Below are 23,058 nucleotides of genomic sequence, written 5' to 3' on the forward strand. Positions count from 1 at the left end.
GCGTCGATGACGAAGGCCACGTAGACGAAGCCCTGCCATGTCGATACGTACGTGAAATCGGCCAACCACAAGGCGTTCGGGCGTGGCGCCTGGAACTGGCGATTCACCCGGTCGGCGGGACAGGGCGCCGCCCGGTCGCTGATCGTGGTGCGCACCGTCTTGCCACGCATCGCTCCCTTCAGGCCCATCTGCTTCATCAGTCGGGCTACCGTGCAGCGCGCCACGTCGATGCCGTCTCGCCGCAACTGCCGCCAGACCTTGCGTACCCCATAGACCTGGAAGTTCGCGTCCCAGACCCGCCGGATAGCCCCACTCAGCTCGGCGTCGCTTCGCGAGCGGGCCGGCGCCTTGGACGGATCGGCCTGTCGGGCGGCATGGGCGTAATAGGTGGACGGGGCGATCGGCAACACTCGGCAGATCGGCTCGACCCCGTGAACAGCGCGGTGCGCGTCGATGAAAGCGATCATTTCCGGAACGGGCGGTCGAGCTCCGCCTGGGCGAAATACGCCGACGCCTTGCGAAGGATCTCGTTCGCCTGGCGCAGTTCCCGCACCTCGCGCTCCAGCGCCTTGATCCGCTCCTGCTCGTCCGTCGTTGGGCCGGGTTGTTTGCCCTGGTCACGCTCGGCCTGGCGGACCCAGTTCCGCAGTGTCTCGGGATTGCAGCCGATCTTCGTCGCAATCGAACTAATCGCCGCCCACTGCGAGGCGTGTTCGCCTTCGTGCTCGAACACCATCCGAACCGCACGCTCGCGCACTTCAGGGGCGTATTTGGGGGATGCCTGTTTCGTCATGATGACCCCAGTTTCTCAGGAAACGGAGCCTCCGACAAACCCGGTGCGGTTCAGTTCGGCGCCAACGCCATTCTCGGAGTGTCGATGGCGGTGGCCCGAGCCGCCGCGCAGGACCGGGGAGAGCCGCTGTATGCCTGGCTCGGCGGTGGCGTCGCCAATCGGCTGCCGGTGCCGATGATGAACATCCTGAACGGCGGCAAGCACGCCGACAATTCCGTGGATTTTCAGGAATTCATGGTCATGCCGGTCGGCGCGCCCAGCTTCGCCGAGGCGCTGCGCTACGGGGCCGAAACCTTCCACGCGCTCAAGGCCATCCTGCGCAAGCGCGGCTACGCGACCGGCGTCGGCGACGAGGGCGGCTTCGCCCCCGATCTGGGAAGCAACGAGGAGGCGTTGGCGCTGATCGTCGAGGCGATCGCAGCGGCCGGGTTGACGCCGGGCCGCGACGTCGCCATCGCCCTCGATCCGGCGGCGAGCTCCTTCCGTGCCGATGGCGGCTACGCGCTGGACAAATCCGGCCAGGGCCGCAAGACCAGCGCCGAAATGACGGCGCTCTTCCAGGACTGGATCGCCCGCTACCCGATCGTCTCCCTGGAGGATGGCTTGGCCGAAGATGATTGGGACGGTTTCCATGCACAGACGGCGGCGCTGGGCGACAAGGTCCAGATCGTCGGCGACGACATCTTCGTCACCAACACGCGCTTCATCCGGTGCGGCATCGCCGAGGGCACGGCGAACGCCGTCCTGATCAAGCTGAACCAGATCGGCACCGTCACCGAGACCATCGAAGCGGTCGAGCTGTGCCGGCAGGCCGGTTGGCGCACGGTGATCTCGCACCGGTCCGGCGAAACCGAGGACAGCTTCATGGCCGACTTCGCGGTGGCGATGGGCAGCGGCCAGATCAAGTCAGGTTCGGCCTGTCGTGGCGAGCGTATCGCCAAATACAACCGACTGCTGGAAATCGAGCGGGAGCTTGGGCCGAAGGCGCTCTTCGGCTCCCCCTTCGCCTCGTGACCGGGCGCGGCCCGCGCGTCCGGCCAGGACGCCGGGCCACACCGGTCCACCAGTTACCGACTACCGGCGGGCGGTTCGTCGCAACGCCCAGGTGCCGGCGGCCATGAACAGCGCGGCCAGACCGAAGGCGACCAGGGGAGACAGCGCCGTCCACAGCAGGCCGACGGCTGTGCTGGAGATGAACTTGGCGGCGCCGTTGACCGTGCCCAGCGCGCCGTAGCTCGTCGCCAGCGTGTCGGGCTCCACCATGTCGGCGGTCACCGTCGATTCCAGTGCCTCCTGCACGGCGACATACAGGCCGGCGACGGCGAAGATCGCTCCCAGCGCCGGCACGCTGTCGGTCCCGGACCAGAAGGCCAGGGCAGTGAGGAACGCCGTCAGCGTTCCCAGCGCGTAGCCCGCCGCCAGCACCGGCAACGACCCGAAGCGGTCGGCCAGCACGCCGACCGGGTAGGACACGGCGACCTGCACGACGTTCCGTCCGACATAGAGCAGGCCGGCCACCTGCGCCGCCTGCGCCACGCCCATCGACGCCGTGAGCAGATGCGTCGCCGCGAGGATGAGCAGGGAGTGGGAGAAATCGCCGATGCCGAACAGACCCACGGCCCCGAGGTAGCGCTTGAACCGCGCCGGCAGGTCGCGCACGGCGCCGACGACGGTGAGCGCCGGGTTGGGTGCGCGTTCGGGATCCCGCACCAGGGCGAGAAAGGCGAGGACGGCCAGAACGCCGGGAATCACGCTGAGCCAGAGCACCAGACGGAACGGCCCGGCCGCGTCCTCCCACCCCCAGGTCTGCGCCCAGCCGAGCAGGGACACCCCCAGCAGCGGCCCGATCACCGCACCGATGGTGTCCATGGCGCGGTGGAAGCCGAACGCCCGGCCGCGCGTCTCGGGACTGACGGCCTGGGTCACAATGGCGTCGCGCAGCGGGCCACGCAGCCCCTTGCCGAACCACGAGACCAGCCGGCCGGCAAGCAACAACGGCCAGCCGGTGGCGAACGCGATCAGCGCCTGGCCCAGCGGCGTCAGCCCATAGCCGACCAGCACCAGCGTCTTGCGGTGTCCCAGTTTGTCGGCGATGTAGCCCGACACCATCTTGGTGAAGCTCGCCACCGCGTCGGCGGTTCCCTCGATGACGCCCAGGACGGCCGCCGGCACGCCGAGCACCGCCAGGAACCCGGGCAGGATCACCGTGGTGGTTTCGTAGCAGAAATCACCCAGCGCGCTGGTCAGGCCGGCACCGGCCACGGTGCGGTTGAACCAGCCCATACACGGTCGGGCAGCGGCGGGAGATGGCGCGGTCATCACCGTACCTCGAAGCGGGCGAGCACCGGATAGTGGTCCGAGGCCCGATCGGTCACCGGGTTGCGGATTACCTGGTAGGACGCGGCAGCCGCCGCGAGCGCCCGTGAGGCGAGGACGTAGTCGCAACGCATCACCGCGAATTCCGTGTTCGGGTACCCGGCCGTGGGCACCGTCGGCACGCCGGCTCCGCCCAGCGCGTGGCCGACATCCACCCAGCCCGCCGCTTCCAGATGGGCCAGGACGCTGCGGTCGGCGCCACGCAGGTCGTCGGCCAGATAGCGGGTGCGGTGGTGGGCGGGAAGCGCATCGAAGCCCTCGGGCTCGGGATCATGGGGCGACACGGAGTTGAAATCGCCGGTGAGCAGGGCGAACCGGTCAGGCAACGCCTGCACCGTCAGACACGCGGCCTCGCGGCGGCGCACGGCCGGACCGTTCGGGCACAGATGGGCGCTGATCAGGGTGAGGGGGCGCCCGCTTTCCGGCAGGGCGACCGTCAGAGTGGCGAGCGCGTGGTGGACGTTCGCCCCGTCGGCCTCGAAGCTCAGCGGGCGCAGCGGGGCGCGGATGAAGATGGCGACGTTCTGGTTGGTGCGCGGTGCGACCGCCAGAAAGCCGCGCATGCCGATGCGGGCTTCCAGCGCGTACAGCAGCGCGTTGCCGCCGGCGTCGAAGCCCTTGGCCTCCTGCATCAGGAAAACGTCGGGTTTGAGGTCCCCGATCAGGCCGATCTGGGCCTCGGCCCGGCGGTCGTCGGCGCCGTCGCGTCCAGCGAACAGGGTGTTGTAGGTGAGGATCGTCAGCATCGTGGCGGGTTCCATTCCTTGGGAGGAGACCGCGTCGAAGGCGCGGATCAGGGTGGCGTCACGCCTGGAAGCGCAGGCAAGACGCGGGCACACACCTGGGTGCGGGTCGGTACGGATCGTCCGGCGTCGGCCACCCAAACCGGGGGGTGCCGCCGGGATCAGGGCTTGTAGGCGACGAGCAGCGCGCCGGCGGCGATCAGCACGACCCCGGCCCAATTGGCGCCGGACAGCTTCTCGCCGAGAAACAGGACGCCGAAGACCGCCACCATCACGACGCTCATCTTGTCGATCGGCGCCACCTGGGAGGCATTGCCGAGCTTCAGGGCGCGAAAATAGCACAGCCACGAGGCGCCGGTGGCAAGGCCGGACAGCACCAGGAAGGCGTACGTCCGGGGCGCCACCGAATCCAGCGCCTGGAATTGGCCGGTGCCCAGCAGGATTGCGCCGAGGGCGAGAAGGATGACGATGGTGCGGATGAAGGTGGCGAAGTCCGAATTGACGTTCTCGATGCCGATCTTCGCGAAGATGGCCGTCAACGCCGCGAAGGCAGCGGAGAGCAATGCCCAGAACGGCCAGGCCGACAGCAGGACTTTCATGCGCATGGTCTCCGGTTCATGACGGGGTGTCAGACCCCGGTCGGTTCTCGTCCTGAGCGGCGAAGACCTGATGGGCGTAGACGTCGAGCAGATCTTCGCAGTGGACGAGGCGCTCCCCCGCCTGTCCCGCCAGGGGGGCTCCGTAGAAGTCGAGCTTGCGGATCTTGTCGAGCCACGTCCGTAGTTTTTTCAGCTCCTCGTCGTTCTCTTCCAGCTCTGCGTAGGTGAAGTTGCGCGCGGCCGTCTCCCGGGCGATCTCGGCATCGAAATCGGCGCAGCGTCCGAGGAATTCCTGATACTCCTGGTTTCGGTCGTCGTTGAAGCGGGCAACGACCTTGTCCTCCTGGCCACGGTCGAGACCGACGGTTTCCAGCAGCACCGACTCCCCCCCCAAAGCGGCGATGTCGTTCTCCAGCATTTTCAGCCGGCGCAGATGGTCGTCCGTCCTGGGCAGCAGGCACACGCCGTTCTGCAGGTAGACCGCGCCGAGGCTCTTGATCTTTCGCCAGAGTCCGACCCGCCCCTTGGCCGGTTCGGCAGGGACCTTGTAGGTGAGGAGTATCCATGAACGCGTGTTCATGGATAGATTATTGATGTAACGGTCGTTACATGTCAAGCGCACTATCCGTTATCACTGGGGCGCGAGGCGTGGCAAGCCTCCTCCATCCGGGCGGCGCCTGGTTCGGTGGTCACCAAGCGCCAACGGGGCCAGCGGGCCTATCTGCTGGCCATTTATGACGAGGACCAGTGGCGCGAGTTTCGTATCCATCCGGTGAGTCTTTCAATTACCCACATCCGGCCGGGCAGCCGGTGACGGCAGCCTCCGCCTCGAACCCAGACGGTCTCCCACTTGTTGGCATCGAACGATGTTCGGGAGGTGTCGATGGTCACGGGAGCCAATACATGGATTGAAGATGAACTTGCCGGCTGCCGTTTTGGCGATGAGCGGCTGGAGCGGCGCCTGAGCACATTGCTCGATCAGATGGCCGGGGCCATGGGTGACAGCATTCCTCTGGCCTGCCAGGACTGGGCCAACACCAAGGCGGCCTATCGGTTCTTCTCCAACGACCGGGTGAGCGAAGGGGACATCCTCTCCGGGCACTTCGCTGCGACACGTCAGCGTGTCGCAGCGACCACCGGCCCCCTCCTGGTCCTTCAGGACACCACCGAGTTCTCCTTTCAGCGCGAGCACCCCGAGAAGATCGGCCAGACCTGCCGGGTGAACAGCGGCCAGGACAAGGACGGCCGGTTCCGCATGCACACCGTGTGCGGACTTCTGATGCACGCCAGCTTGGCGGTCACGACCGAGGGCCTGCCGCTGGGTCTCGGCGCGGTCAAGTTCTGGACCCGGACGAAATTCAAGGGCACCGCCGCTCTGAAGAGGAAGATCAATCCGACACGGGTGCCTATCGAAGAAAAGGAGAGCATCCGTTGGCTGGAGAACCTGCGGCGAACCACGGAGTTGTTCGGCGATCCGGGACGATGCGTCCATGTCGGTGATCGCGAGAGCGACATCTACGAGCTGTTCTGTCTGGCTCAGGATCTGGGAACACATTTCCTGGTGCGGACCTGCGTCGACCGGCTCGCTCTCGATGGAAACACCACCGTCGACGCTGTGATGGAAGAGGTCGCCGTTCAGGGCGTGCACGCCGTCCCCGTCCGCGATGCCAAGGGCCGCGTCGGCACGGCGGAGGTCGAACTGACCTACCGCAGCCTGCGTGTCCTGCCGCCCATCGGCAAGCAGAAGCGCTATCCGGCGCTCATCCTGACCGTCCTGCATGCCCGGGAGCGGGAAGAACCGGCCGATCGGCCGCGCATCGATTGGAAGCTTCTCACCGATCTGCCCGTCCTCGCCCCGGAAGCGGCCATCGAAACGCTGCGTTGGTACGCGATGAGGTGGAAGATTGAGGTGTTTCACAAGATCCTGAAGTCGGGCTGCAAGGTGGAGGAGGCGAGGCTCCGAAGCGCCGACCGCCTCGTCAAGTTGATTGCCGTCTATTCCCTGGTGAGCTGGCGGGTCTTCTGGATGACGATGATCAATCGATCGGCGCCGGACATCGATGCCGACATAGTCTTCACGGATCGCGAACAGCAGGTTCTCGATTTTCTGGTTCCAGACAAGGCCCCAACCTTAACCGGCAGCAACACTTTGGGAATTTATCTCACCAAAGTCGCCAAGCTCGGCGGCTATCTCGCCCGTCGCTGCGATCCCCCGCCGGGGAACACCGTCATGTGGCGGGGGATGGCACGCCTGATCGACATAACCCTCGGTTCGGAGATCGCACCGCAGCTTGTGGGTAATTGAAAGCCGGTGAGTGACGCGGCTGCACGGCGGCCGGTCAGGTCGCTGTCCTGAGGGTGCGGGCCCTGGCCATATGTGTGCTCAAGCCGCAGTGGTCGTCTGATGGGGTGACGCCATAGGTGGCGAACAGTTCATCCTGGTAGATCGTCCCCAGCTCGTCTCGGAGGCGGAGAACGACCGTGCCCTTGGGAAAGGCGGCCCGCGCGACGGTCGCGGTCGTCTCGGGCACCGGCGGAATGGTCTGCGGCTTGAGCGACATGATCGGCCCCCTTCAATGAGGATGTCTCCTCAACAGCCGCCGTTCCCAGGCCGTGCCGAGCCCCCGGATTTCGCCAACAGTGTCAGCAGCAGAACCGAAAACCTAGGTAAGGAGCTCGGAATGCGATGGGCAGTCATGAGATTGGGAAACTCAGCTCCCAACATGGGCGAATGAAGAAAGACAGTGCAGTGGCTGACCCTCCATTGGACAGTCAGCTAGGTTTGCGCCGCGCCAAACTCTCCATCTCCTTGGCCCATCCGCTGTAATTGCGGTGGTACTCACGCAAGGCCGGATCGTCCTTGGTCCGCTCCGCCATCGCCTGGAACAGCGGGGCCTGGGCCGCGGCGATCTCCGCGGCGTCCGGCCGGCGCGTGGCGGTGAGGAAGGAGGACAGGCTGGTGACCAGATTGCCGCCGGTCGGCTTGGCCGCCAGCTTCGCCAGCTCGTCGACGATCCACGGCATGTATTTCAGCACATAGTCGGCGTAACGCTGGATCACCGGCGCCTGGTCGAGCAGATCGCCCCGCTCGCGGTCGAAATCCGTGCGGTCGAGGATGGCGTGATTGGCATAGACGACCGGCGCCACCACCGAGGTGTCGCATTGCCAACCCTTGCGCGGGATCAGCAGGTCGGCCTGATCTTTCTCCTCGCGGTAGGGATAGAAGGGCATGGTGCGGCAGCGCGACGGCTTATCCTCATGGATGCCACACAGCCCGTCCTCCTGCAGTTCCGGACAGGGGAAGGAGGTCGGCAGATAGGCGGTCGGTACGATCAGCACCGCCACCGTCTTGCGGTTGGGCAGGCGCACCGTGGCGCCCAGCCTGGTCGCCAGCTCGTAGGAGCGGGCATTGGACCGCACCGGCGTCCACACCATCGCCAGCGGGAAACGGCCGGCATGGGCGACGGCATCCGGCAGCGTCAGCGGCAGCCAGCCGTGGCAGCATTTGCCGCAGGCGGTGCAGGAGAAACGCGGTTCCACGGCGGCCCCCCTCCGATCACTTGCCGCAGCAGGCTTTGTACTTCTTGCCGGACCCGCAGGAACAGGGTTCGTTGCGTCCGACCTTGACCACGCGGCGCGGTTCGCCCTTCGGGTTGACCTCGCCGCTGACATAGAGCCAACGCCCGTCCTCCCGGCGGAAGCTTGCCCGCTCGTGGTGGCGCATGTCGTTGCCGTCCCGGCGGAAGTGGATCTGGAACTCCACCACCCCGGTGTCGCCCTCCTCGCTGGCGCGCAGGATGTCGAGCCGCTGCCACTCCGACTCCTCCGCCACCCGTTCGGCTTCGCCGCGGTTGAAGTCTTCGCGGATTTCCGGGGCATGGGTGCGCTCGACATGGTCGAGGTCGTGGCGGACGAAGGCGGTGTAGCGGGACCGCATCAGCGCTTCAGCGGTCGGCGCCGGCTCCCCGGCCAGGATGGGGCCGCAGCACTCTTCGAAGCAACGGCCGGAGCCGCAGGGGCAAGACGACATGATCGGTCCTCGGTTGCACGCAGTAAGGGGCTTAGACGGCGACCACCAGCGCCACGTAACGGGCAGCCTTGCCGATGGTCACCAACAGCAGGAACACCCAGAAATTCTCCCGCAGGATGCCGGCGACCAGGGTCAGCGGGTCGCCGATGAAGGGCGCCCAGGCCAGCAGCAGCGACCACACTCCCCATTTCTGGTACCAGGCGGTGGCACGGTCGATCAGCGAGGCCTTGACCGGAGACCAGCGGCGGTCGTGGAAGTGGATCAGGTAGCGGCCGAGCAGCCAGTTCACCACCGATCCCAGCACATTGCCGGCGGTGGCGACGAGCACCAGCGTCGGCGTCGAATGGGTCTCGGCCATATGCATGCCGGCCAGAACCACCTCCGACTGGGCCGGCAGGATCGTCGCCGCCAGCAGCGCGGCGCTGAACAGGCCGGCCAGACCGGCGAAATCGTCCATAGGGCCTCCGTCGGGTCGGCGGACGGCCGGGCTCGCGGAGAACAGCGCGGGCCCGGCCTTGGGCATCACTTCACGCGCTTGAAGTCGCTGTAGGCGCCGTTGGCGATCAGGATGATCGTGACGGGCGCATCACCGCGGTTGCGCCAGAACCAGCCATGATGTCCGTCGAAAGCGGCCTTCAGCACGCCATCGTCGCCGGCGACGCCGCGGCCCTTCTTGTAGCTGTGCGTCGCATTCGGGTTGGCGGTCGGCTCGCCGTGGGTGTCGTGATTGACCGGCCCGCCCTCGGACTTCCAGCTGTAGGTCAGCGTCGCGTCCTTGGTCATCACCGCCTTGACCTCGGCCCCTTCGCCGGGGTTCAGCGTGAGCTTCACCGTATCGGACTGGGCAGTCTGGGCGATCTGCACTGGAAGCGTCTGCGCGGCGGCCGGCGAGACGACCAGCCCGGCCAGAAGGTCGCCGACCGCCTTCAGGTCGAAGCTCTGCTGGCCGGCCGGAGCGGCGGCGCCCTGGGCGCCGGGACGGTCCGCCTCGGCTTCCTCCTGGAGTTGGACCTTGATCTCGCCCATCTGCGTCAGCCCGAGCACCCGGCCGACGCCGGTGGGGTCGATGCCATATTCGGCCGGCAGCACGGCAGTGACCAGCAGGACCGAGGCGGTCGCCGCGGCGATCGCGGTCGAGCGCAGGAGCTGGGCCGAGGACGGCAGTTCGGAAACGGGGGGAATGTTGGCGTTGAACATCTTGCGGAAATCCTTGGATCAGGCGGCGACGGCCCAGCCGGTCAGCTGATAGCCGATCAGCAAAAGCCCGGCGGTCATCATCGCGACGTTGGCGGTGTAGGCATGGCGCAGGAACCCGTCGGTGCGGCGCCAGAAGCCCATGACGATCAGGATGGCGGAGAGCGCCAGCAACTGGCCGATCTCGACCCCGACGTTGAAGGCCAGCAGGTTGGGGATCAGCCCGTCGGGGGCGATCTCGAACTCGCGGATCTTGGTGGCCAGACCGAAGCCGTGGAACAGGCCGAAGACCAGGGTGGCCACCTTGGTGTTGGGCTGAACGCCGAACCAGCGGCGGTAGGCACCGAGGTTGTCGAGCGCCTTGTAGACGACCGACAGCCCGATGATGGCGTCGATCAGATAAGCGCTGACGTTGGTGTCCCACAGCACGCCGAACAGCAGGGTGGTCGAATGGCCGAGGGCGAACAGGCTGACATAGATGGCGACGTGTTCGAGCCTGTAGAGGAAGAAGACCACGCCGAACAGGAACAGCAGGTGATCGTAGCCGGTCACCATGTGTTTGGCGCCCAGATAGAGGAAGGGCAGCAGGTTCATCCCGGAAATCTCCTGGATGTACCCCTTGTCGCCGGCGGTGACGCCATGGGCCAGGGCATCGGCGCCGGTGAGCGCCAGGATGGCTAAGACGAACAGAGGAAGGGCGGCGCGGGCCGTGCGGATGCACGGCGCGCCCCCTCGCAAAGCAGGAATCATGGTCCAAATCCGGTGGCGGTTCGCTGAAAGGCCGCCAAGTCAGGGCGGCCACGTCCTACGCGCGGATGTCAGGCCTGGGCGGGCGATCCGGAGGTTGGGGAGCATGGCCGGCATCCGGATCGGAGGCGATCCGGCGCCACGCCCCAGCATGTCCATCGACCGTCGGCCGCAGGGCAGTCCCGGACACCAGGGTGTCGTGGGAATGATCGGCCGGATTGTGGCCGTGCGTGTGTCCAGCCGTGCGGTCACGGCCATCCCCGTCATCATCGTGGCTGTGGCCGCCATCTCCGCCGGCATCCGCCCAGGGTGGTCCCCCTTCCACTTGACCGAACGCTGGCACGGCGTGGCTTGCGAAGGCCACGACGCCGACAGCCACCACCAGGGCGGTGAGCAGGCGCAGCAGGGTTGGCAGGAACGCGGAGGGCATCGAGACCTTGGCCGGGGCGGAGAAACGGGAGCCGGCTGATACCGGCATTGATCCCATCCAGGGGGATAGAGCAAGATCGGGGTCGCGGTCAATACGGCCCAACGCATCACTCAACCAAAGCACAATGGGCGGATCAGCCCCGCCGTCATCGGGCCTTGACTCTATCCTATCCAGGGGGATACCACCAAGCCATGAGCACGCACCACAGCCACCCCGACATCATCAAGCGTCTCAAGCGGGCCGACGGCCATCTGCGCGGCATCATCGAGATGATCGAAGCCGGGCGTCCCTGCCTGGACATCGCCCAGCAGCTGCATGCGGTGGAGAGCGCCGTCCGCGAGGCCAAGAAGGTGCTCATTCACGACCACCTGGACCACTGCCTGGATGCCGCGATCGATGCCACCCCCGCCGAGACGCGGGCTTCGGTCGCCGAGTTCAAGGCGATCACGAAATATCTGTAGGGACCTGCCATGCCCGAGTTCTCCGCCCTCCTGCAGCAAGGCGCCTCCAACGCCTGGCTGTTCATCCCGAGCGCCATCCTGCTCGGCGCGCTGCACGGGCTGGAGCCGGGCCATTCCAAGACGATGATGGCAGCCTTCATCGTCGCCATCCGCGGCACCGTCACCCAGGCGGTCCTGCTCGGTCTGGCCGCCACCCTGTCCCATACGCTGGTGGTCTGGGCCGTGGCGCTCGGCGGGATGTGGATCGGCCAGGGCTGGAACGCCGAGGCGACCGAGCCCTATTTCCAACTCGCTTCCGCGGTGCTGATCGTCGCGGTGGCGCTGTGGATGGCGGCGCGGACCTGGCGGGACCAGCATGCCGGGCACGGCCACTCCCATGGCGACGAATCCCACCGCATCGATACTGGCCACGGCGATGTGCTGGTGCTGGAGGTCTTCGAGGACGGCGTTCCGCCCCGCTTCCGCATCCGCTCCGAACGGCAGGGCCGGCCAGCCCCCGCGCCGGGCGCGGCTTCCATCACGGTGGAGACGCTGCGGCCCGACGGCACGCTACAGCAGTTCTCGTTCCTCGACGAGGGCGCCTTCCTTGAGTCGGTCGAGGAGATTCCCGAGCCGCACGAGTTCGTCGCCACGGTGCGGGTCGGCCATGTCGGTCATGATCACGAGTACCCGGTACGCTTCGTCGAGCACGCCCATCACCATGAGACGGCCCATGACCACAGTCACCACCACCATCACGGGCATGGCCATGAGCATGGTCATCACGGGCACGACCATGGCGGCCACGACCATGCACCGCCCGGCGCCCTGGACCTTGGACAGGTCGGCTACCAGGACGCACATGAGCGGGCACATGCCCGTGACATCCAGCACCGCTTCGCCGGCCGGCAGGTCACCACCGGGCAGATCATCCTGTTTGGCCTGACCGGCGGACTGATCCCCTGTCCGGCGGCGATCACCGTGTTGCTGCTGTGCCTGCAACTGAAGGAGGTCACGCTCGGCGCCGCCCTGGTCGTCTGCTTCAGCATCGGTCTGGCCCTGACCCTGGTGGCCGCCGGGGCGATCGCCGCGCTGGGCATGCGCCACGCCGAACGGCGCTGGTCGGGTGCCTTCAGCAGCTTCGCCCGCCGCGCGCCCTACCTGTCGAGCGCGGTGATCATCTTGGTCGGCCTCTATGTCGGCATCCACGCCCTGCAGGGACTGGGTTACACGCTGGCCTGGATCGGAGGAACCCATGTGTCGTGACGCCGTGACCCGCGCCTACCGCGCCCTGGTGGCGGATGGGGTTCCCCACCGCCATGCCGTCGAGGCCGCCGCCGTGATCCACCACTGGCACCATCCCGACACCCCGCTGCGGGAGAGCCTGGACGTGGTCGAGACCTGGGTCATGCCTCCGACGCTGCATTGACCGTCGGAAGACCGGAGAACGCCGGCGCTTGTCCAACGCGAGGGGGAAACGATGCTGACGATCCTGGCCAACCGGACCTACCGCCATCTGTTCCTGGCCCAGGTTATCGCGCTGGTCGGCACCGGCCTGGCGACTGTGGCGCTCGGGCTGCTCGCCTACGATCTCGCCGGTGCCGACGCCGGCGCGGTGCTGGGCACCGCACTCGCCATTAAGATGGTGGCCTATGTCGGCGTCGCTCCGGTCGCCGGCGCCTTCGCCGCCCGCTGGCCGCGGCGGACCATGCTGGTGGCTCTCGATCTCGTCCGGGCGAGCGTGGCGGTGGCGCTGCCCTTCGTCACCGAGGTCTGGCAAGTCTACGGCCTGATCTTCGTGCTGCAGGCGGCGTCGGCCGCCTTCACCCCGACCTTCCAGGCCACCATCCCGGACGTGCTGCCCGATGAGGGCGAGTACACCCGGGCGCTCTCCCTGTCGCGGCTGGCCTACGATCTGGAGAGCGTCGTCAGCCCGATGCTGGCGGCTGCCCTGCTGACGGTTGTCAGCTTCCACGCCCTGTTCGCCGGCACCGTCGTCGGCTTCCTGGTCTCCGCGTCCCTGGTGGTGTCGGTCGTCCTGCCAAGCCCGCGGGTTGACGCCGCTGCCCAGGGCGGCATCTACGACCGCACGACCCGTGGGGTGCGACGGTACCTCGCCACACCGCGTCTGCGCGGGCTGCTGGCGCTGAATCTCGCCATCGCCGCTGCGAGTTCGATGGTGATCGTCAACACCGTCGTGCTGGTCCAGGCGCGCTACGGTCTCGGCCAGACAGCGACGGCGGTGGCGCTCGCAGCCTTCGGCAGCGGCTCGATGATCGCCGCTCTGGCCCTGCCGCATCTGCTCGACACTCTGCCGGACCGCCGGGCCATGCTGGGCGGGGCGACCGTCCTGGTCATCGGCTTGACGGCCGGCACGCTGCTGCCGGGCTATGGCTGGCTGCTGCCGCTGTGGTTCGCGCTTGGGCTCGGCTACTCGCTGGCACAGACCCCGACCGGCCGTCTGCTGAAGCGATCGGCGCATTCACCCGACCGGCCCGCCCTGTTCGCCGCACAGTTCGCCCTGTCTCATGCCTGCTGGCTGATCACCTACCCGATGGCCGGCTGGCTTGGGACGACCGCCGGATTGGGCGCGACCTTCGCCGTCCTCGCAGCGATCGCCGCGGCGGCGGTCGGCCTAGCCTCCCGACTGTGGCCGGTCGACGACCCGGCCGAACTGCCGCACACCCATGACAACCTGCCTGCCGGCCACCCGCACCTTGCCGGAGCCGAGCCCACCGGGGGCGGACACCGCCACAGCCATGCGCTGGTGATCGACCGCGAGCATCCGGTATGGCCGGAGCGTTGACCGCGGCCTCCGCCATGATCCCGGATCCCGCCGTCACCATCCTGTGGAACGAGGGCACCGTCGGCGAGTGGGGGCGGCATTACGCCGCGATCCCACGTTCGACGCTGCCGCAGAGCTTCGGCTATGCGAGCGCAATGGCCAAGACGCGCGGCTATGTTCCGCGGCTCGGCCTCATCCAGCAGGGGGAGCGATCGATCGGGCTGGTGCAGGTGCTGCAGCGCCACTCGCTGAAGCTGTTCCGCCAGACCCACATCCACCGCGGACCGCTGTGGCTGGGAGAGACGCCGGCACCGGAGACGGCCGAGGCCGTGTTCCGGCTTCTGCGTCGGGAGTACCCGAACCACCTGTTCAGCCGGGTCAGCCTGCTGCCAGAGTTGCCGGCGTCGCCGGAGATGACGGCGATGCTGGAGCGCTGTGGCTTCCGTCGTATCGCACCCGGCTATCAGACGGTCTGGCTCGACCTGTCGCTGAAGCCGGAGGCGATTCGCGCCCGCTTCACTGGCCCGTGGCGCAAAGGACTGCGTGCCGCCGAGGCGGCCGGTCTTGCCCTTGATGTCGACCCGGCCGCGCAGAACCTGCCCTGGCTGGTGCGGCAGGATCAGAAACAGGCGGAATCCAAGGGCTACCGCAGCGCGTCGGGGACGCTGATTGTCCGACTGCGCAACGCGCTGCACAAGGCCGGCGGGGTGCTGATGGTCACGGCGCTTGCCGGAAAGGAGCCGGTGGCGGCAGCGCTGCTCTTCATCCATGGGCAGGCGGCGACCTATCAGGTCGGTTGGTCCAATGAGGCTGGGCGCAAGAGCAACGCCATGCGGTTGGTGCTGTGGCGGGCGATCGAGGAGCTTAAGAAGCGCGGCGTCACCGCACTCGATCTCGGCGGAATCAACCCGGAGGATGCCCCTGGCGTCACCGAGTTCAAGCTTGGCTTGGGTGGCGAGGCAGTGGAGACTCTCGGACTTTTCCGCTGACGGCATTGGCGGCAACATATCAGTGAAAACTGTGCCAGACACCAGCCAACCCGACAGCAGCGTGACGTGAAGATTTGAAATATCCCCACCAGGGGGATAGGTCATGTTCCATGAGCCACGCCAACAACCCCGATCTGAAGAACCGCCTGCGCCGAGCCGAAGGTCATCTCGCCACCATCACCCGTATGATCGAGGAGGGGCGTGACGGTATCGACATAGCCCAGCAGTTGCAGGCTGTCATCAAGGCCCTGGAGAAGGCGAAGAGCGTCCTGATCCTCGACCACATCGACCATCATCTCGAAGAGATCGTCGGCCCCATTCCCCGAGAGGACCGCGATCGGCTCGCCAAGCTGCGCGAGCTTGCCAAGTACCTTTAGGAGGCTGCTATGTGCTGCCGGACCGCTGTCGAACGCGCCTTCACTGAAATGGTGAGACGCGGTGAGCCGTACGAACATGCCCGGGACGTCGGGCTCGCCATCTTCCGGTTCCATCATCCTGACGTTCCAGAGGCAGAAGCCGGGTTGACGGTGGATCTCTGGACCCGTCCTTCCCTGCTCCATTAGCAGGACGCGGAAAAAGGGCTGTGCACGGCTGTGGTGTCGTGATTCCCTCCATTGAGGGAAAAGGTGACTGTCGAGGGAATGATGCGGGGTTCGGACGAACGCAGCGAGGGTCTTTTCAGCTACGTGAGTTGCGAGGCGCGGGTTCCGGCGACCCATCCATTGCGGGCGATCCGGGCCATTGTGGACGAAGCGCTGGAGGTGATGTCACCGGCCTTTGAGGGTCTGTACTCCAAGATCGGGCGGCCTTCGATCCCGCCGGAGAAGCTGCTGCGGGCACTGCTGCTCCAGGCCTTCTACTCGGTGCGCTCGGAACGCCAGTTGATGGAGCAGCTCGACTACAACCTGCTGTTCCGCTGGTTCGTCGGCCTGTCGATGGACGCTCCGGTGTGGGACGTGACGGTGTTCACCAAGAACCGCGAGCGTCTGCTGGCCGGGGATGTGGCGGCCAAATTCCTGGCCACCGTGCTGGGCCAGCCGAAGGTGAAAGCGTTGCTGTCGGACGAGCACTTCTCGGTGGACGGGACGCTGATTGAGGCGTGGGCCTCGGTAAAGAGCTTCCGGCCCAAGGATGGCAGCGGTGAGCCGCCGGGGCCGGGACGCAACGGCGAACGCGACTTTCACGGCGAGAAGCGCTCCAACGAGACCCATGCCTCGACCAGCGACCCCGAGGCGCGGCTGTACCGCAAGGGCAACGGCCAGCCGGCGAAACTGGCCTTCATGGGGCATGCGTTGATGGAGAACCGAAACGCCTTGGTGGTTGATGTCCGGCTGACGGCGGCCACCGGCTTGGCTGAACGCGAGGCTGCGGTGTCCATGGTCGAGGCCATCCCCGGCCGCCACCACATCACGGTGGGCGCCGACAAGGCCTACGACACCAAGGATTTCGTGGCGAACATGCGCGAGTTGGGCGCCGCCCCGCACGTCGCCCAGAACACCCGCAACCGCCGCTCGGCCATCGACGGCCGAACCACCCGCCACTCCGGTTACGCAGTCAGCCTACGAATCCGCAAGCGCATCGAAGAGGTCTTCGGCTGGATCAAAGGAGCCGGCTTGCGCAAAACGCGCCATCGCGGCATGGCCCGTGTCGGCTGGATGTTCACCCTGACCGCCGCCGCCTACAACCTGATCCGCCTGCCTAAGCTGCTGGCGGCGGCATAATCGCGCCCGGAGTCCGCCCAAAAGGCGGCCTTGGGCACCCCAGACCGGGGTGCACCCGCTGGTTCCGACCAAAACGGGTGCGAAAGGCGCAAATTTCGAGCCTCCGCGAAGGCAAGGACGTCATACACAGTTCTTTTTCCGCGCCCTGTTAGGGCCAACCCGATGTGTTTCCACTCCATGGCCCCATGGGCGCACGAGCATGAACCATCGTCGGCATCCCGCGTGGCGGTGTCATCGACATGGCACGGAACGGAACAGCCTTTGACCATTGCACCCCAAAAAGAACACCTCCCTCACAGCCGATGTCCAACGTGACGCCCTGCTGGATGGGGTGATCGTCGGGTTGGAGCCCCTTCAGGAAGCCCGCCTCCCAGCTTTCGCGAGGATTTTTACTGCTGGAGGCTAGAGACTGGCCCGATGAGACGAGCGCGAGAGGACCGAGCGCAAAAGAACAAGGAGCAAAGATCCGTGCCTCACAACCATGATGATGCCTACCGGCGCGATGAAGCCCACAGCCATCCCCATGACCACGGGCACGATCATCATGCCGGTCATTCCCATGGCCTTGGTGGACATCATCACGGCCCAGCCAGTTATGATCGCGCCTTCGCCATTGGGACCGTGCTGAACATCGGCTTCGTCGTCATTGAAGCGTTCTATGGCATCGTGGCGAACTCCGTCGCCCTGCTCGCCGATGCCGGACACAACCTGTCCGACGTGCTTGGGTTGCTGCTCGCCTGGGGAGCCGCCTGGCTCACCCGGCGCCGCCCCACGCTCCGGCACACCTACGGGTTTGGCAGTTCGTCGATTTTGGCGTCCCTGTTGAATGCCGTCGTTCTGCTGATCGCCGTCGGAGCCATCGCCTGGGAAGCGGTCGGCCGTTTAACGCATCCGGAACCAGTCGAGGGGGGCGTCGTGATGTGGGTTGCCGCCGTCGGCATCGTCATCAACGCGGTCACGGCCTGGCTGTTCATGGGCGGCAAGGATGCCGACCTGAACGTCAAAGGCGCCTACCTGCACATGGCCGCCGATGCCGCCGTGTCGCTCGGGGTTGTTGTGGCGGCGCTGCTCATCGGCTGGACAGGCTGGCTTTGGCTCGACCCGGTGGTCAGCCTGGTGATCGTCGTGGTGATCGTTGTCGGAACCTGGGGCCTGCTGCGGGAGTCGGCGAACCTCGCCCTGGACGCGGTCCCGGAGGGGGGCAGCCGGGCCGATGTCGAGGCCTATCTTTCCGGGCTGCCGAGCGTCGTTGCCGTCCACGATCTGCATATCTGGGGCCTGAGCACAACAGACACCGCACTCACCGCCCACCTCGTCCGCCCTGATGCCGGAACCGACGACGCATTCCTGAAGGAGGTCGCGCATGACCTGAACGAACGGTTCGGCATCGGGCACGTGACCATTCAGGTTGAGCATGACGGCGGCGACTGCCTCCTGGCTCCGGCTGACGTGGTCTAAACAGGTGCGACCATCCATCCGCTCCTCCCGTCAGCCTGGCTGCGTCCAAGACTCCGGGTAGAGCAATTCCGCCGCCTGTCGGCTGATCGGCGCGGAACCGCGCCTGCCGCTGCGGAGTTGTTCCGGCATGTTCCAGACCGTTCTTCTCTCCACGATCATCCCAGTCGCAGCAGCCATTGGCGGGGGCGCCGCCACCGCATGCTGGCCGCCGTCCCAAAGGTTCCGAAGCATCGTCCAGCACCTTGCTGCAGGCGTGGTGTTCGCCGCGGCTGCGGCAGAACTCCTGCCGGACGTGATCCATGCCAATGCTCCCTGGTCGACACTCCTGGGGGCTGTGATCGGTGTCCTGACGATGCTCGCCCTTGAGCAGTCGGAAGCGCGCTTCGGCGGATCGGTTGGCATGACCGTCGTGGCGGGAGTGGATGTCTTTGTCGATGGCTTTGTTCTTGGTCTCGGGTTTCTCCAAGGAGCGAAGGAGGGACTGCTTCTCACCATTGCGTTGACGGTCGAACTGCTGTTCCTCGGCCTGTCGGTCGCTGGCGCATTTGGCAGTGGCACCAGCAAACCGCGCATCGTCGCGGTGACCACGGGAATTGCGATGGCAATGCCGGTTGGTGCGGTGGTCGGCCTGCTGCTCGGCGGTCTCCCGCCATCGATTCTATCCGGGTTCTTCGCTTTCGGCCTCGTTGCGCTGCTGTATCTGGTCACCGAGGAGCTACTGACCGAAGCGCATGAGGTACGGGACACGCCGATGATGCCGGTAGCATTCTTCGTCGGTTTCCTCGGGCTGATTTACCTTGAGGAGTTCCTGTAGCGTCAGGAAAAATCTAGTTCGCTTGGGCCACCAGACGGAGGTGTCGCCCGGAGGGCTAGCTCTTCGCCTTTCCCGGCACCAAGGTCAACAGTCCGACCAGGGTGATCAGCGCGAATGCGGCGCCAGCCAGGAACGTTGCATTCGGACCCACCGCGGTCCATAGCACCCCGGCCACGGTGCTGGCGGCCAACAGGAAAATTCCGGTCAGAAGATTGTAGAGGCCAAAGCCCGTTCCCCGAAGGTCTGCGGGCGTGGCATCGGCGACGAAGACCGCGAGCAGACCCTGGGTAGCGCCCATGTGGAGTCCCCACAGCGCAACTCCGGCCAGGACGGCCGGCGCGGAACCAGCTGCCGCGAGAACCAGGTCCGCCACGACCAGCAGGCCGACTCCCACAGCCAGCAAGTTGCGTCGGTCCAACCGATCGGCCAGACGTCCCAACGGGTAGGCGGAAATCGCGTAGACGATGTTCATGACGATCAGAACCAGCGGCGCGTAGGCATCCTGCACACCCACACTCTGAGCGCGCAATAGCAAGAAGGCCTCGCTGAATCGCGCCAGCGTCAGCACTGATGCAAGCATCACCACACGCCAGAAGGTCCCATCCAGCCGCCGCAGCTGACCACGCCGGATCGGGAAACGGCGCGGTTCGCCGGACGCTTCCCGGTCGGGCTCGCGCACGCCGAACAGGATCACCGCGACGGCGATCAGAGCCGGGACGACCGCAATCCAGAACACAAGGCGGAAGTTGTCGTCGCTAAGGACCATCAACAGCATGGCAAGTGCGGGGCCGGCGAATGCTCCCACCGTGTCCATCGATTGCCGCAGCCCGAAGGCGGCGCCACGCAGGTCGGGCGGCGTCACCTCGGCGACCAACGCATCGCGCGGCGCCCCGCGAACACCTTTGCCGATGCGGTCGAGAAAGCGGGCGAGCAGCACCGAGGCCAGCGTATCGGCGAGCGGAAACACCGGCTTGGTCAGTGCGGCCATGCCATAGCCAAGCAGCAGCAACGGCTTGCGCCGCCTGGCCCAATCGCTGACCACGCCTGAGAAGACCTTGGTGATGGATGCCGTCGCCTCGGCAATGCCCTCGATGAGACCCACCGACAGCGCACTGGCGCCGAGGACCGAAACCAGGAACACCGGCAGAAGACTGTGGATCATCTCCGAGGAGACGTCCATGAACAGGCTGACGAAGCCCAGAGCGACGACGCTGCGGGGTATGGAGCGGAGCGACAAAGTTGACCTCGCTGCTTTCGTTCACTACCGGGCAGTGTAATCGTGGTGCGGCAAGCTGCGCCCATGGACGTGGTGTTTGCATGGCTCCTGCCGGCAGGAGACCTGCGGAAGAGATCAGGGGAACAAGTCGAGATGCTCGACGAGGATCGAGCATCCCAAGCCGATCAGCGCGATGCCACCGAGCGCTTCCACCACCTTGCCGAAGCGCACGCCCACCGCCTTGCCGATCATCATGCCGATGGTGGTCATCGCAAAGGTGGCGAGACCGATCGACAGAGCGATGAGGATGATGTTGGTGTCCAGGAGCGCCAGGGAAACGCCGACCGCGGCGGCATCGATGCTGGTGCCGACCGCTGTGGCGACCAGCGTCCAGGGGCTGGACCCGGTGGAGGCATCATCCTCGCCCTCTTGGGACTGGAAGCCCTCCCAGACCATTTTGCCGCCGACGAGGCCGAGCAGAGTAAATGCGATCCAATGGTCGACGGCAGTGACGAAGCCTGCCGCAGCCAGGCCCAATGCCCAGCCGATCAATGGCGTGATTGCTTCGACGGCGCCGAAAACCAAGCCGCCTTTGAGGGCAGCCGGGAAGGTGGGTCGGCGGGATGCACCACGGCCGATGGAGGCGGCAAAGGCATCGGCCGACATGCTGAGCGACAACACGGCAATCGATAGAGGAGTCATCGTCCATCCCGCCGGTCTTGTGAGACAGCGCGTTCGAGAATCCGGCCGGCGCGGATCGTCGAACACACTGGTCTCGCTAGGCAGACGATCGTCCACTGAACGCGCCATGCGTCCTTGAGCGCAAGAATGTTGACGTGTTCCCGGCTAGCTGCCGGAAGCTACTCCCCAATGGGCGCGACACTACAGCTCTGTATTTTCATCGTCAACCCTCGGCGAGCGGCTTTGGCATGGTATATTGCGCTTCCAACTCCTTTGCTTTACTCGATTTATGGTTGGGATAGCTAAACATTAAAATACTTTCATTTCCCAACAAGTTTTCCTCTTTATGTCGACCGGCTGGAAGCGGTCGGCGATCTCCTCGGAGACGGGGCCTCGCCGTCGGCTTTCCACAAGTGCGGCGGCGAGGAACCATAGCCGCGCTTGGGTGTCACCGGCTTCCGGCCTCTGCAACAAGCAGCCGTTCAATCTTCCGGGCGGCAACCTCCTCTCCCTCATGGATGTCCAGCGTCGAGCGCAGGCGCCCCGCCGAGTCCAGCAGCAGGATCGTCGCGCTGTGGTCCATGGTGTAGCCGCCGTCTTCCTGCGGTACCTTCCGGGAAAAGATGCCGAGGCTCTTCAGGGCCGCCGCCATCTGATCGGGTGCGCCAGTGACGCCATGGATGCGGGGGTCGAACAGGTCGGTGTAATCGGCCATGACGGCGGGGGTGTCCCGTTCCGGATCGACGGTCAGGAACAGCGGCCGGATCGCCTCTCCCCGCGGCCCGAGCGACCGGAGCAGGTTTGCCACGTAGGACAGGGAGGTCGGGCAGACATCGGGACAGTGGGTGAAACCGAACACCATCACCGTTGGCCGTCCCGGCAGATCGGCGGGCGTGAAGGGCTGGTTCCGCTCGTCCAGCAGCTGCCATCGGCTGCCCTCAGCCAGCGGGCGGGCGGGGTCCGGCTGTGTGGCAGGCGGACCGCCGGACGAAGCCCGCCAGAGCAGCACAAAGCCCGCGACGAGCGCCACGCCCACTGCCGACCACAGAATGAGACGAAGGTGGTGCAGCGTCATCCGGCGGTCACTCCGGCCCCATGGCGCCGGCCCGGCCGACCGTCACCGGCACCGCGACCGTTCCCGCCCGTTCAAAGGTCACGGTCAGCGGAAAGGACTGGCCCGGCTTCAGCCCGCCCTTCAGATCCATCAGCATGATGTGCGTACCGCCCGGCTTCATCTCCAAGGCACCGCCGGCGGGGACGCTCAGCGGACCGGTTTCGGCCATGCGCAGCACGTCGCCATCCTGCTTGGTTTCATGAGGCATGGCATGCCCGGCGACCGGAGCCTCCAGAGCGACGATGCGGTCGGGCTGGGCACCGCCGTTGCGGATCGTCAGATAGACCGCCCCGGTCTGGGCCGAGGGAATGGTCGCGCGCGCCCAGGCCTGCTCAATCGATAGGGCTCCGGTACGGACGGTTTCGGCGGCGGCCGGCAGGGCACAGGCGGCGAAGAGGACGGCGCCTGCCGTCAGGATCGATTTCACGGTCAATGCTCCTTGGGATGAAATGGACTGGCTGGCATCGCACCGCCTGGTCGGCGGCCGGGAGAGGTTCGATCTTCGGCCGGCGCAGCAGCCGAAGAGCGTTCAGGGTGACGATGACCGTCGCCCCGGTGTCGGCGAGAATGGCCAGCCAGAGGTCGGTCGCGCCGATCAGGGTGGTCACGAGGAAGATCGCCTCGAGGCCGAGGGCGAAGGCGACATTGTGGCGGATGTTGGCAACCGTGGCCCGCGACAGAGACCGCGATGTCGCTGATACCGGACAGCCGCCGCAGGGCAGTTTCGATTTTGGTGACGCAACTTGGACAGTCCATACCGTCCACCCGGTAGCGCAGACTCTGCCCGCCGGCGCTGTTCATCGCATCCAGGGCCGTGCCGTCCTGCATCATCCACTCCACCCTTGCCGGTCCGGTTCTTGCCTGCGGCCCTCGTCGACCATGCATCCTCCAGCAACTGGAGGATCAAGGCCGAATTGCCGGAAGCTCC

General features: G+C 66.2%; 26 protein-coding genes, 2 pseudogenes, 1 riboswitch and 1 other annotated feature. Of the genes and pseudogenes, 12 read left to right on the plus strand and 16 right to left on the minus strand.

All coding sequences use genetic code 11. The features are described 5' to 3' along the window. A pseudogene (locus tag CRT60_RS09965) lies at positions 1 to 793 on the minus strand (IS3 family transposase); the annotation flags it as partial. Beyond that, positions 393 to 509: a sequence feature (AL1L pseudoknot), on the minus strand. It overlaps the preceding pseudogene by 117 nt. Between CRT60_RS09965 and eno the strand changes: the two are divergent. Continuing rightward, a complete protein-coding gene (gene eno, locus CRT60_RS09970) occupies positions 722 to 1,807 on the plus strand; it encodes a phosphopyruvate hydratase (RefSeq protein ID WP_280177221.1) in 1,086 nt (361 codons plus the stop codon). The pseudogene CRT60_RS09965 and the gene eno overlap by 72 nt on opposite strands. Before the next feature lie 60 nt (positions 1,808 to 1,867). Here the strand turns inward: eno and CRT60_RS09975 are convergent, their stop codons facing one another. The 4 genes from CRT60_RS09975 to CRT60_RS09990 form a co-directional block, all read right to left on the minus strand. After that, entirely contained in the window at positions 1,868 to 3,076 is a 1,209-nt protein-coding gene (locus tag CRT60_RS09975) for an MFS transporter (RefSeq protein WP_204561800.1), read from the minus strand. Positions 3,077 to 3,111: 35 nt separating this feature from the next. Beyond that, positions 3,112 to 3,915, minus strand: coding sequence for an endonuclease/exonuclease/phosphatase family protein (locus CRT60_RS09980; RefSeq protein WP_098736295.1), 804 nt, complete (start codon positions 3,913 to 3,915; stop codon positions 3,112 to 3,114). Between the two features lie 158 nt (positions 3,916 to 4,073). Beyond that, entirely contained in the window at positions 4,074 to 4,511 is a 438-nt protein-coding gene (locus tag CRT60_RS09985) for an EamA family transporter (RefSeq protein ID WP_098736960.1), read from the minus strand. A gap of 16 nt (positions 4,512 to 4,527) precedes the next feature. Next, complete coding sequence (locus CRT60_RS09990) at positions 4,528 to 5,091, minus strand: Chromate resistance protein ChrB (protein WP_098736296.1); 564 nt, start codon at positions 5,089 to 5,091, stop codon at positions 4,528 to 4,530. A 303-nt stretch (positions 5,092 to 5,394) separates the two neighbouring features. Between CRT60_RS09990 and CRT60_RS09995 the strand changes: the two genes are divergently transcribed. Further along, positions 5,395 to 6,816 (plus strand): IS4 family transposase, encoded by a 1,422-nt coding sequence (locus CRT60_RS09995; RefSeq protein ID WP_098736297.1) that lies wholly within the window; start codon positions 5,395 to 5,397, stop codon positions 6,814 to 6,816. Positions 6,817 to 6,850: 34 nt separating this feature from the next. Here the strand turns inward: CRT60_RS09995 and CRT60_RS36425 are convergent, their stop codons facing one another. From CRT60_RS36425 to CRT60_RS10025, 6 genes are all read right to left on the minus strand, one after another. Then, positions 6,851 to 7,072 (minus strand): hypothetical protein, encoded by a 222-nt coding sequence (locus CRT60_RS36425; protein WP_098736298.1) that lies wholly within the window; start codon positions 7,070 to 7,072, stop codon positions 6,851 to 6,853. 211 nt (positions 7,073 to 7,283) lie between these two features. After that, positions 7,284 to 8,051: a YkgJ family cysteine cluster protein gene (locus tag CRT60_RS10005; protein WP_098736299.1), complete on the minus strand. Its 768-nt coding sequence runs from the start codon at positions 8,049 to 8,051 to the stop codon at positions 7,284 to 7,286. Positions 8,052 to 8,067: 16 nt separating this feature from the next. Beyond that, positions 8,068 to 8,541 (minus strand): YchJ family protein, encoded by a 474-nt coding sequence (locus CRT60_RS10010; RefSeq protein ID WP_098736300.1) that lies wholly within the window; start codon positions 8,539 to 8,541, stop codon positions 8,068 to 8,070. Positions 8,542 to 8,572: 31 nt separating this feature from the next. Next, complete coding sequence (locus tag CRT60_RS10015; RefSeq protein WP_098736301.1) at positions 8,573 to 8,998, minus strand: YqaA family protein; 426 nt, start codon at positions 8,996 to 8,998, stop codon at positions 8,573 to 8,575. A gap of 65 nt (positions 8,999 to 9,063) precedes the next feature. Beyond that, the gene (locus CRT60_RS10020; RefSeq protein ID WP_098736302.1) at positions 9,064 to 9,738 is read right to left on the minus strand and encodes a transmembrane anchor protein; all 675 of its coding nucleotides are present in this window, start codon (positions 9,736 to 9,738) and stop codon (positions 9,064 to 9,066) included. Between the two features lie 18 nt (positions 9,739 to 9,756). Further along, positions 9,757 to 10,485, minus strand: coding sequence for a HupE/UreJ family protein (locus tag CRT60_RS10025; RefSeq protein WP_098736303.1), 729 nt, complete (start codon positions 10,483 to 10,485; stop codon positions 9,757 to 9,759). A 103-nt stretch (positions 10,486 to 10,588) separates the two neighbouring features. Here CRT60_RS10025 and CRT60_RS10030 point away from each other — a divergent pair, with 103 nt between their 5' ends. From CRT60_RS10030 to CRT60_RS10070, 10 genes are all read left to right on the plus strand, one after another. Continuing rightward, positions 10,589 to 10,951: a hypothetical protein gene (locus CRT60_RS10030; RefSeq protein WP_143273204.1), complete on the plus strand. Its 363-nt coding sequence runs from the start codon at positions 10,589 to 10,591 to the stop codon at positions 10,949 to 10,951. A gap of 152 nt (positions 10,952 to 11,103) precedes the next feature. Beyond that, positions 11,104 to 11,373 (plus strand): metal-sensing transcriptional repressor, encoded by a 270-nt coding sequence (locus tag CRT60_RS10035; protein ID WP_098736305.1) that lies wholly within the window; start codon positions 11,104 to 11,106, stop codon positions 11,371 to 11,373. A gap of 9 nt (positions 11,374 to 11,382) precedes the next feature. After that, complete coding sequence (locus CRT60_RS10040; protein WP_098736306.1) at positions 11,383 to 12,618, plus strand: nickel/cobalt efflux transporter; 1,236 nt, start codon at positions 11,383 to 11,385, stop codon at positions 12,616 to 12,618. Next, complete coding sequence (locus tag CRT60_RS36160) at positions 12,608 to 12,781, plus strand: hypothetical protein (protein ID WP_161958016.1); 174 nt, start codon at positions 12,608 to 12,610, stop codon at positions 12,779 to 12,781. Before CRT60_RS10040 ends, CRT60_RS36160 begins: the two co-directional genes overlap by 11 nt. 51 nt (positions 12,782 to 12,832) lie before the next feature. After that, a complete protein-coding gene (locus CRT60_RS10045; protein ID WP_098736307.1) occupies positions 12,833 to 14,158 on the plus strand; it encodes an MFS transporter in 1,326 nt (441 codons plus the stop codon). After that, the gene (locus tag CRT60_RS10050) at positions 14,143 to 15,126 is read left to right on the plus strand and encodes a lipid II:glycine glycyltransferase FemX (RefSeq protein ID WP_244592387.1); all 984 of its coding nucleotides are present in this window, start codon (positions 14,143 to 14,145) and stop codon (positions 15,124 to 15,126) included. Before CRT60_RS10045 ends, CRT60_RS10050 begins: the two co-directional genes overlap by 16 nt. A 110-nt stretch (positions 15,127 to 15,236) precedes the next feature. Next, the gene (locus CRT60_RS10055) at positions 15,237 to 15,503 is read left to right on the plus strand and encodes a metal-sensing transcriptional repressor (RefSeq protein ID WP_098736308.1); all 267 of its coding nucleotides are present in this window, start codon (positions 15,237 to 15,239) and stop codon (positions 15,501 to 15,503) included. 267 nt (positions 15,504 to 15,770) lie between these two features. After that, positions 15,771 to 16,847, plus strand: coding sequence for an IS5-like element ISAzs10 family transposase (locus CRT60_RS10060; RefSeq protein WP_098736962.1), 1,077 nt, complete (start codon positions 15,771 to 15,773; stop codon positions 16,845 to 16,847). A 468-nt stretch (positions 16,848 to 17,315) separates the two neighbouring features. Continuing rightward, positions 17,316 to 18,305, plus strand: coding sequence for a cation diffusion facilitator family transporter (locus CRT60_RS10065; RefSeq protein WP_244592388.1), 990 nt, complete (start codon positions 17,316 to 17,318; stop codon positions 18,303 to 18,305). A gap of 127 nt (positions 18,306 to 18,432) precedes the next feature. Next, the gene (locus CRT60_RS10070; protein ID WP_098736310.1) at positions 18,433 to 19,119 is read left to right on the plus strand and encodes a ZIP family metal transporter; all 687 of its coding nucleotides are present in this window, start codon (positions 18,433 to 18,435) and stop codon (positions 19,117 to 19,119) included. 55 nt (positions 19,120 to 19,174) lie between these two features. Here the strand turns inward: CRT60_RS10070 and CRT60_RS10075 are convergent, their stop codons facing one another. From CRT60_RS10075 to CRT60_RS37760, 5 genes and pseudogenes are all read right to left on the minus strand, one after another. Continuing rightward, positions 19,175 to 20,356: an MFS transporter gene (locus CRT60_RS10075; RefSeq protein ID WP_244592389.1), complete on the minus strand. Its 1,182-nt coding sequence runs from the start codon at positions 20,354 to 20,356 to the stop codon at positions 19,175 to 19,177. 114 nt (positions 20,357 to 20,470) lie between these two features. Then, positions 20,471 to 21,013, minus strand: coding sequence for a manganese efflux pump MntP (locus CRT60_RS10080; RefSeq protein ID WP_425290404.1), 543 nt, complete (start codon positions 21,011 to 21,013; stop codon positions 20,471 to 20,473). Between the two features lie 102 nt (positions 21,014 to 21,115). Next, positions 21,116 to 21,216: riboswitch (yybP-ykoY riboswitch) on the minus strand. Between the two features lie 248 nt (positions 21,217 to 21,464). Next, a complete protein-coding gene (locus CRT60_RS10085; RefSeq protein ID WP_098736312.1) occupies positions 21,465 to 22,091 on the minus strand; it encodes an SCO family protein in 627 nt (208 codons plus the stop codon). 7 nt (positions 22,092 to 22,098) lie between these two features. Continuing rightward, positions 22,099 to 22,557: a copper chaperone PCu(A)C gene (locus CRT60_RS10090; RefSeq protein WP_161958017.1), complete on the minus strand. Its 459-nt coding sequence runs from the start codon at positions 22,555 to 22,557 to the stop codon at positions 22,099 to 22,101. Between the two features lie 287 nt (positions 22,558 to 22,844). After that, positions 22,845 to 23,015, minus strand: a pseudogene (locus CRT60_RS37760) (hypothetical protein); the annotation flags it as partial. Positions 23,016 to 23,058: the final 43 nt, after the last annotated feature.

Origin of the sequence: Azospirillum palustre (genome assembly GCF_002573965.1) — a bacterium.
GTDB classification, from domain to species: Bacteria; Pseudomonadota; Alphaproteobacteria; order Azospirillales; family Azospirillaceae; genus Azospirillum; species Azospirillum palustre.

What these genes read in the sequence shown, in the direction of transcription:
- CRT60_RS09975 (WP_204561800.1), bottom strand. Translation starts at nt 3,076, where the DNA reads ATGGGCTGGTTCAACCGCACCGTGGCCGGTGCCGGCCTGACCAGCGCG.
- CRT60_RS09980 (WP_098736295.1), bottom strand. Translation starts at nt 3,915, where the DNA reads ATGCTGACGATCCTCACCTACAACACCCTGTTCGCTGGACGCGACGGC.
- CRT60_RS09985 (WP_098736960.1), bottom strand. Translation starts at nt 4,511, where the DNA reads ATGAAAGTCCTGCTGTCGGCCTGGCCGTTCTGGGCATTGCTCTCCGCT.
- CRT60_RS09990 (WP_098736296.1), bottom strand. Translation starts at nt 5,091, where the DNA reads ATGAACACGCGTTCATGGATACTCCTCACCTACAAGGTCCCTGCCGAA.
- CRT60_RS09995 (WP_098736297.1), top strand. Translation starts at nt 5,395, where the DNA reads ATGGTCACGGGAGCCAATACATGGATTGAAGATGAACTTGCCGGCTGC.
- CRT60_RS36425 (WP_098736298.1), bottom strand. Translation starts at nt 7,072, where the DNA reads ATGTCGCTCAAGCCGCAGACCATTCCGCCGGTGCCCGAGACGACCGCG.
- CRT60_RS10010 (WP_098736300.1), bottom strand. Translation starts at nt 8,541, where the DNA reads ATGTCGTCTTGCCCCTGCGGCTCCGGCCGTTGCTTCGAAGAGTGCTGC.
- CRT60_RS10015 (WP_098736301.1), bottom strand. Translation starts at nt 8,998, where the DNA reads ATGGACGATTTCGCCGGTCTGGCCGGCCTGTTCAGCGCCGCGCTGCTG.
- CRT60_RS10020 (WP_098736302.1), bottom strand. Translation starts at nt 9,738, where the DNA reads ATGTTCAACGCCAACATTCCCCCCGTTTCCGAACTGCCGTCCTCGGCC.
- CRT60_RS10025 (WP_098736303.1), bottom strand. Translation starts at nt 10,485, where the DNA reads ATGATTCCTGCTTTGCGAGGGGGCGCGCCGTGCATCCGCACGGCCCGC.
- CRT60_RS10030 (WP_143273204.1), top strand. Translation starts at nt 10,589, where the DNA reads ATGGCCGGCATCCGGATCGGAGGCGATCCGGCGCCACGCCCCAGCATG.
- CRT60_RS10035 (WP_098736305.1), top strand. Translation starts at nt 11,104, where the DNA reads ATGAGCACGCACCACAGCCACCCCGACATCATCAAGCGTCTCAAGCGG.
- CRT60_RS10040 (WP_098736306.1), top strand. Translation starts at nt 11,383, where the DNA reads ATGCCCGAGTTCTCCGCCCTCCTGCAGCAAGGCGCCTCCAACGCCTGG.
- CRT60_RS36160 (WP_161958016.1), top strand. Translation starts at nt 12,608, where the DNA reads ATGTGTCGTGACGCCGTGACCCGCGCCTACCGCGCCCTGGTGGCGGAT.
- CRT60_RS10045 (WP_098736307.1), top strand. Translation starts at nt 12,833, where the DNA reads ATGCTGACGATCCTGGCCAACCGGACCTACCGCCATCTGTTCCTGGCC.
- CRT60_RS10050 (WP_244592387.1), top strand. Translation starts at nt 14,143, where the DNA reads ATGGCCGGAGCGTTGACCGCGGCCTCCGCCATGATCCCGGATCCCGCC.
- CRT60_RS10055 (WP_098736308.1), top strand. Translation starts at nt 15,237, where the DNA reads ATGAGCCACGCCAACAACCCCGATCTGAAGAACCGCCTGCGCCGAGCC.
- CRT60_RS10060 (WP_098736962.1), top strand. Translation starts at nt 15,771, where the DNA reads ATGCGGGGTTCGGACGAACGCAGCGAGGGTCTTTTCAGCTACGTGAGT.
- CRT60_RS10070 (WP_098736310.1), top strand. Translation starts at nt 18,433, where the DNA reads ATGTTCCAGACCGTTCTTCTCTCCACGATCATCCCAGTCGCAGCAGCC.
- CRT60_RS10085 (WP_098736312.1), bottom strand. Translation starts at nt 22,091, where the DNA reads ATGACGCTGCACCACCTTCGTCTCATTCTGTGGTCGGCAGTGGGCGTG.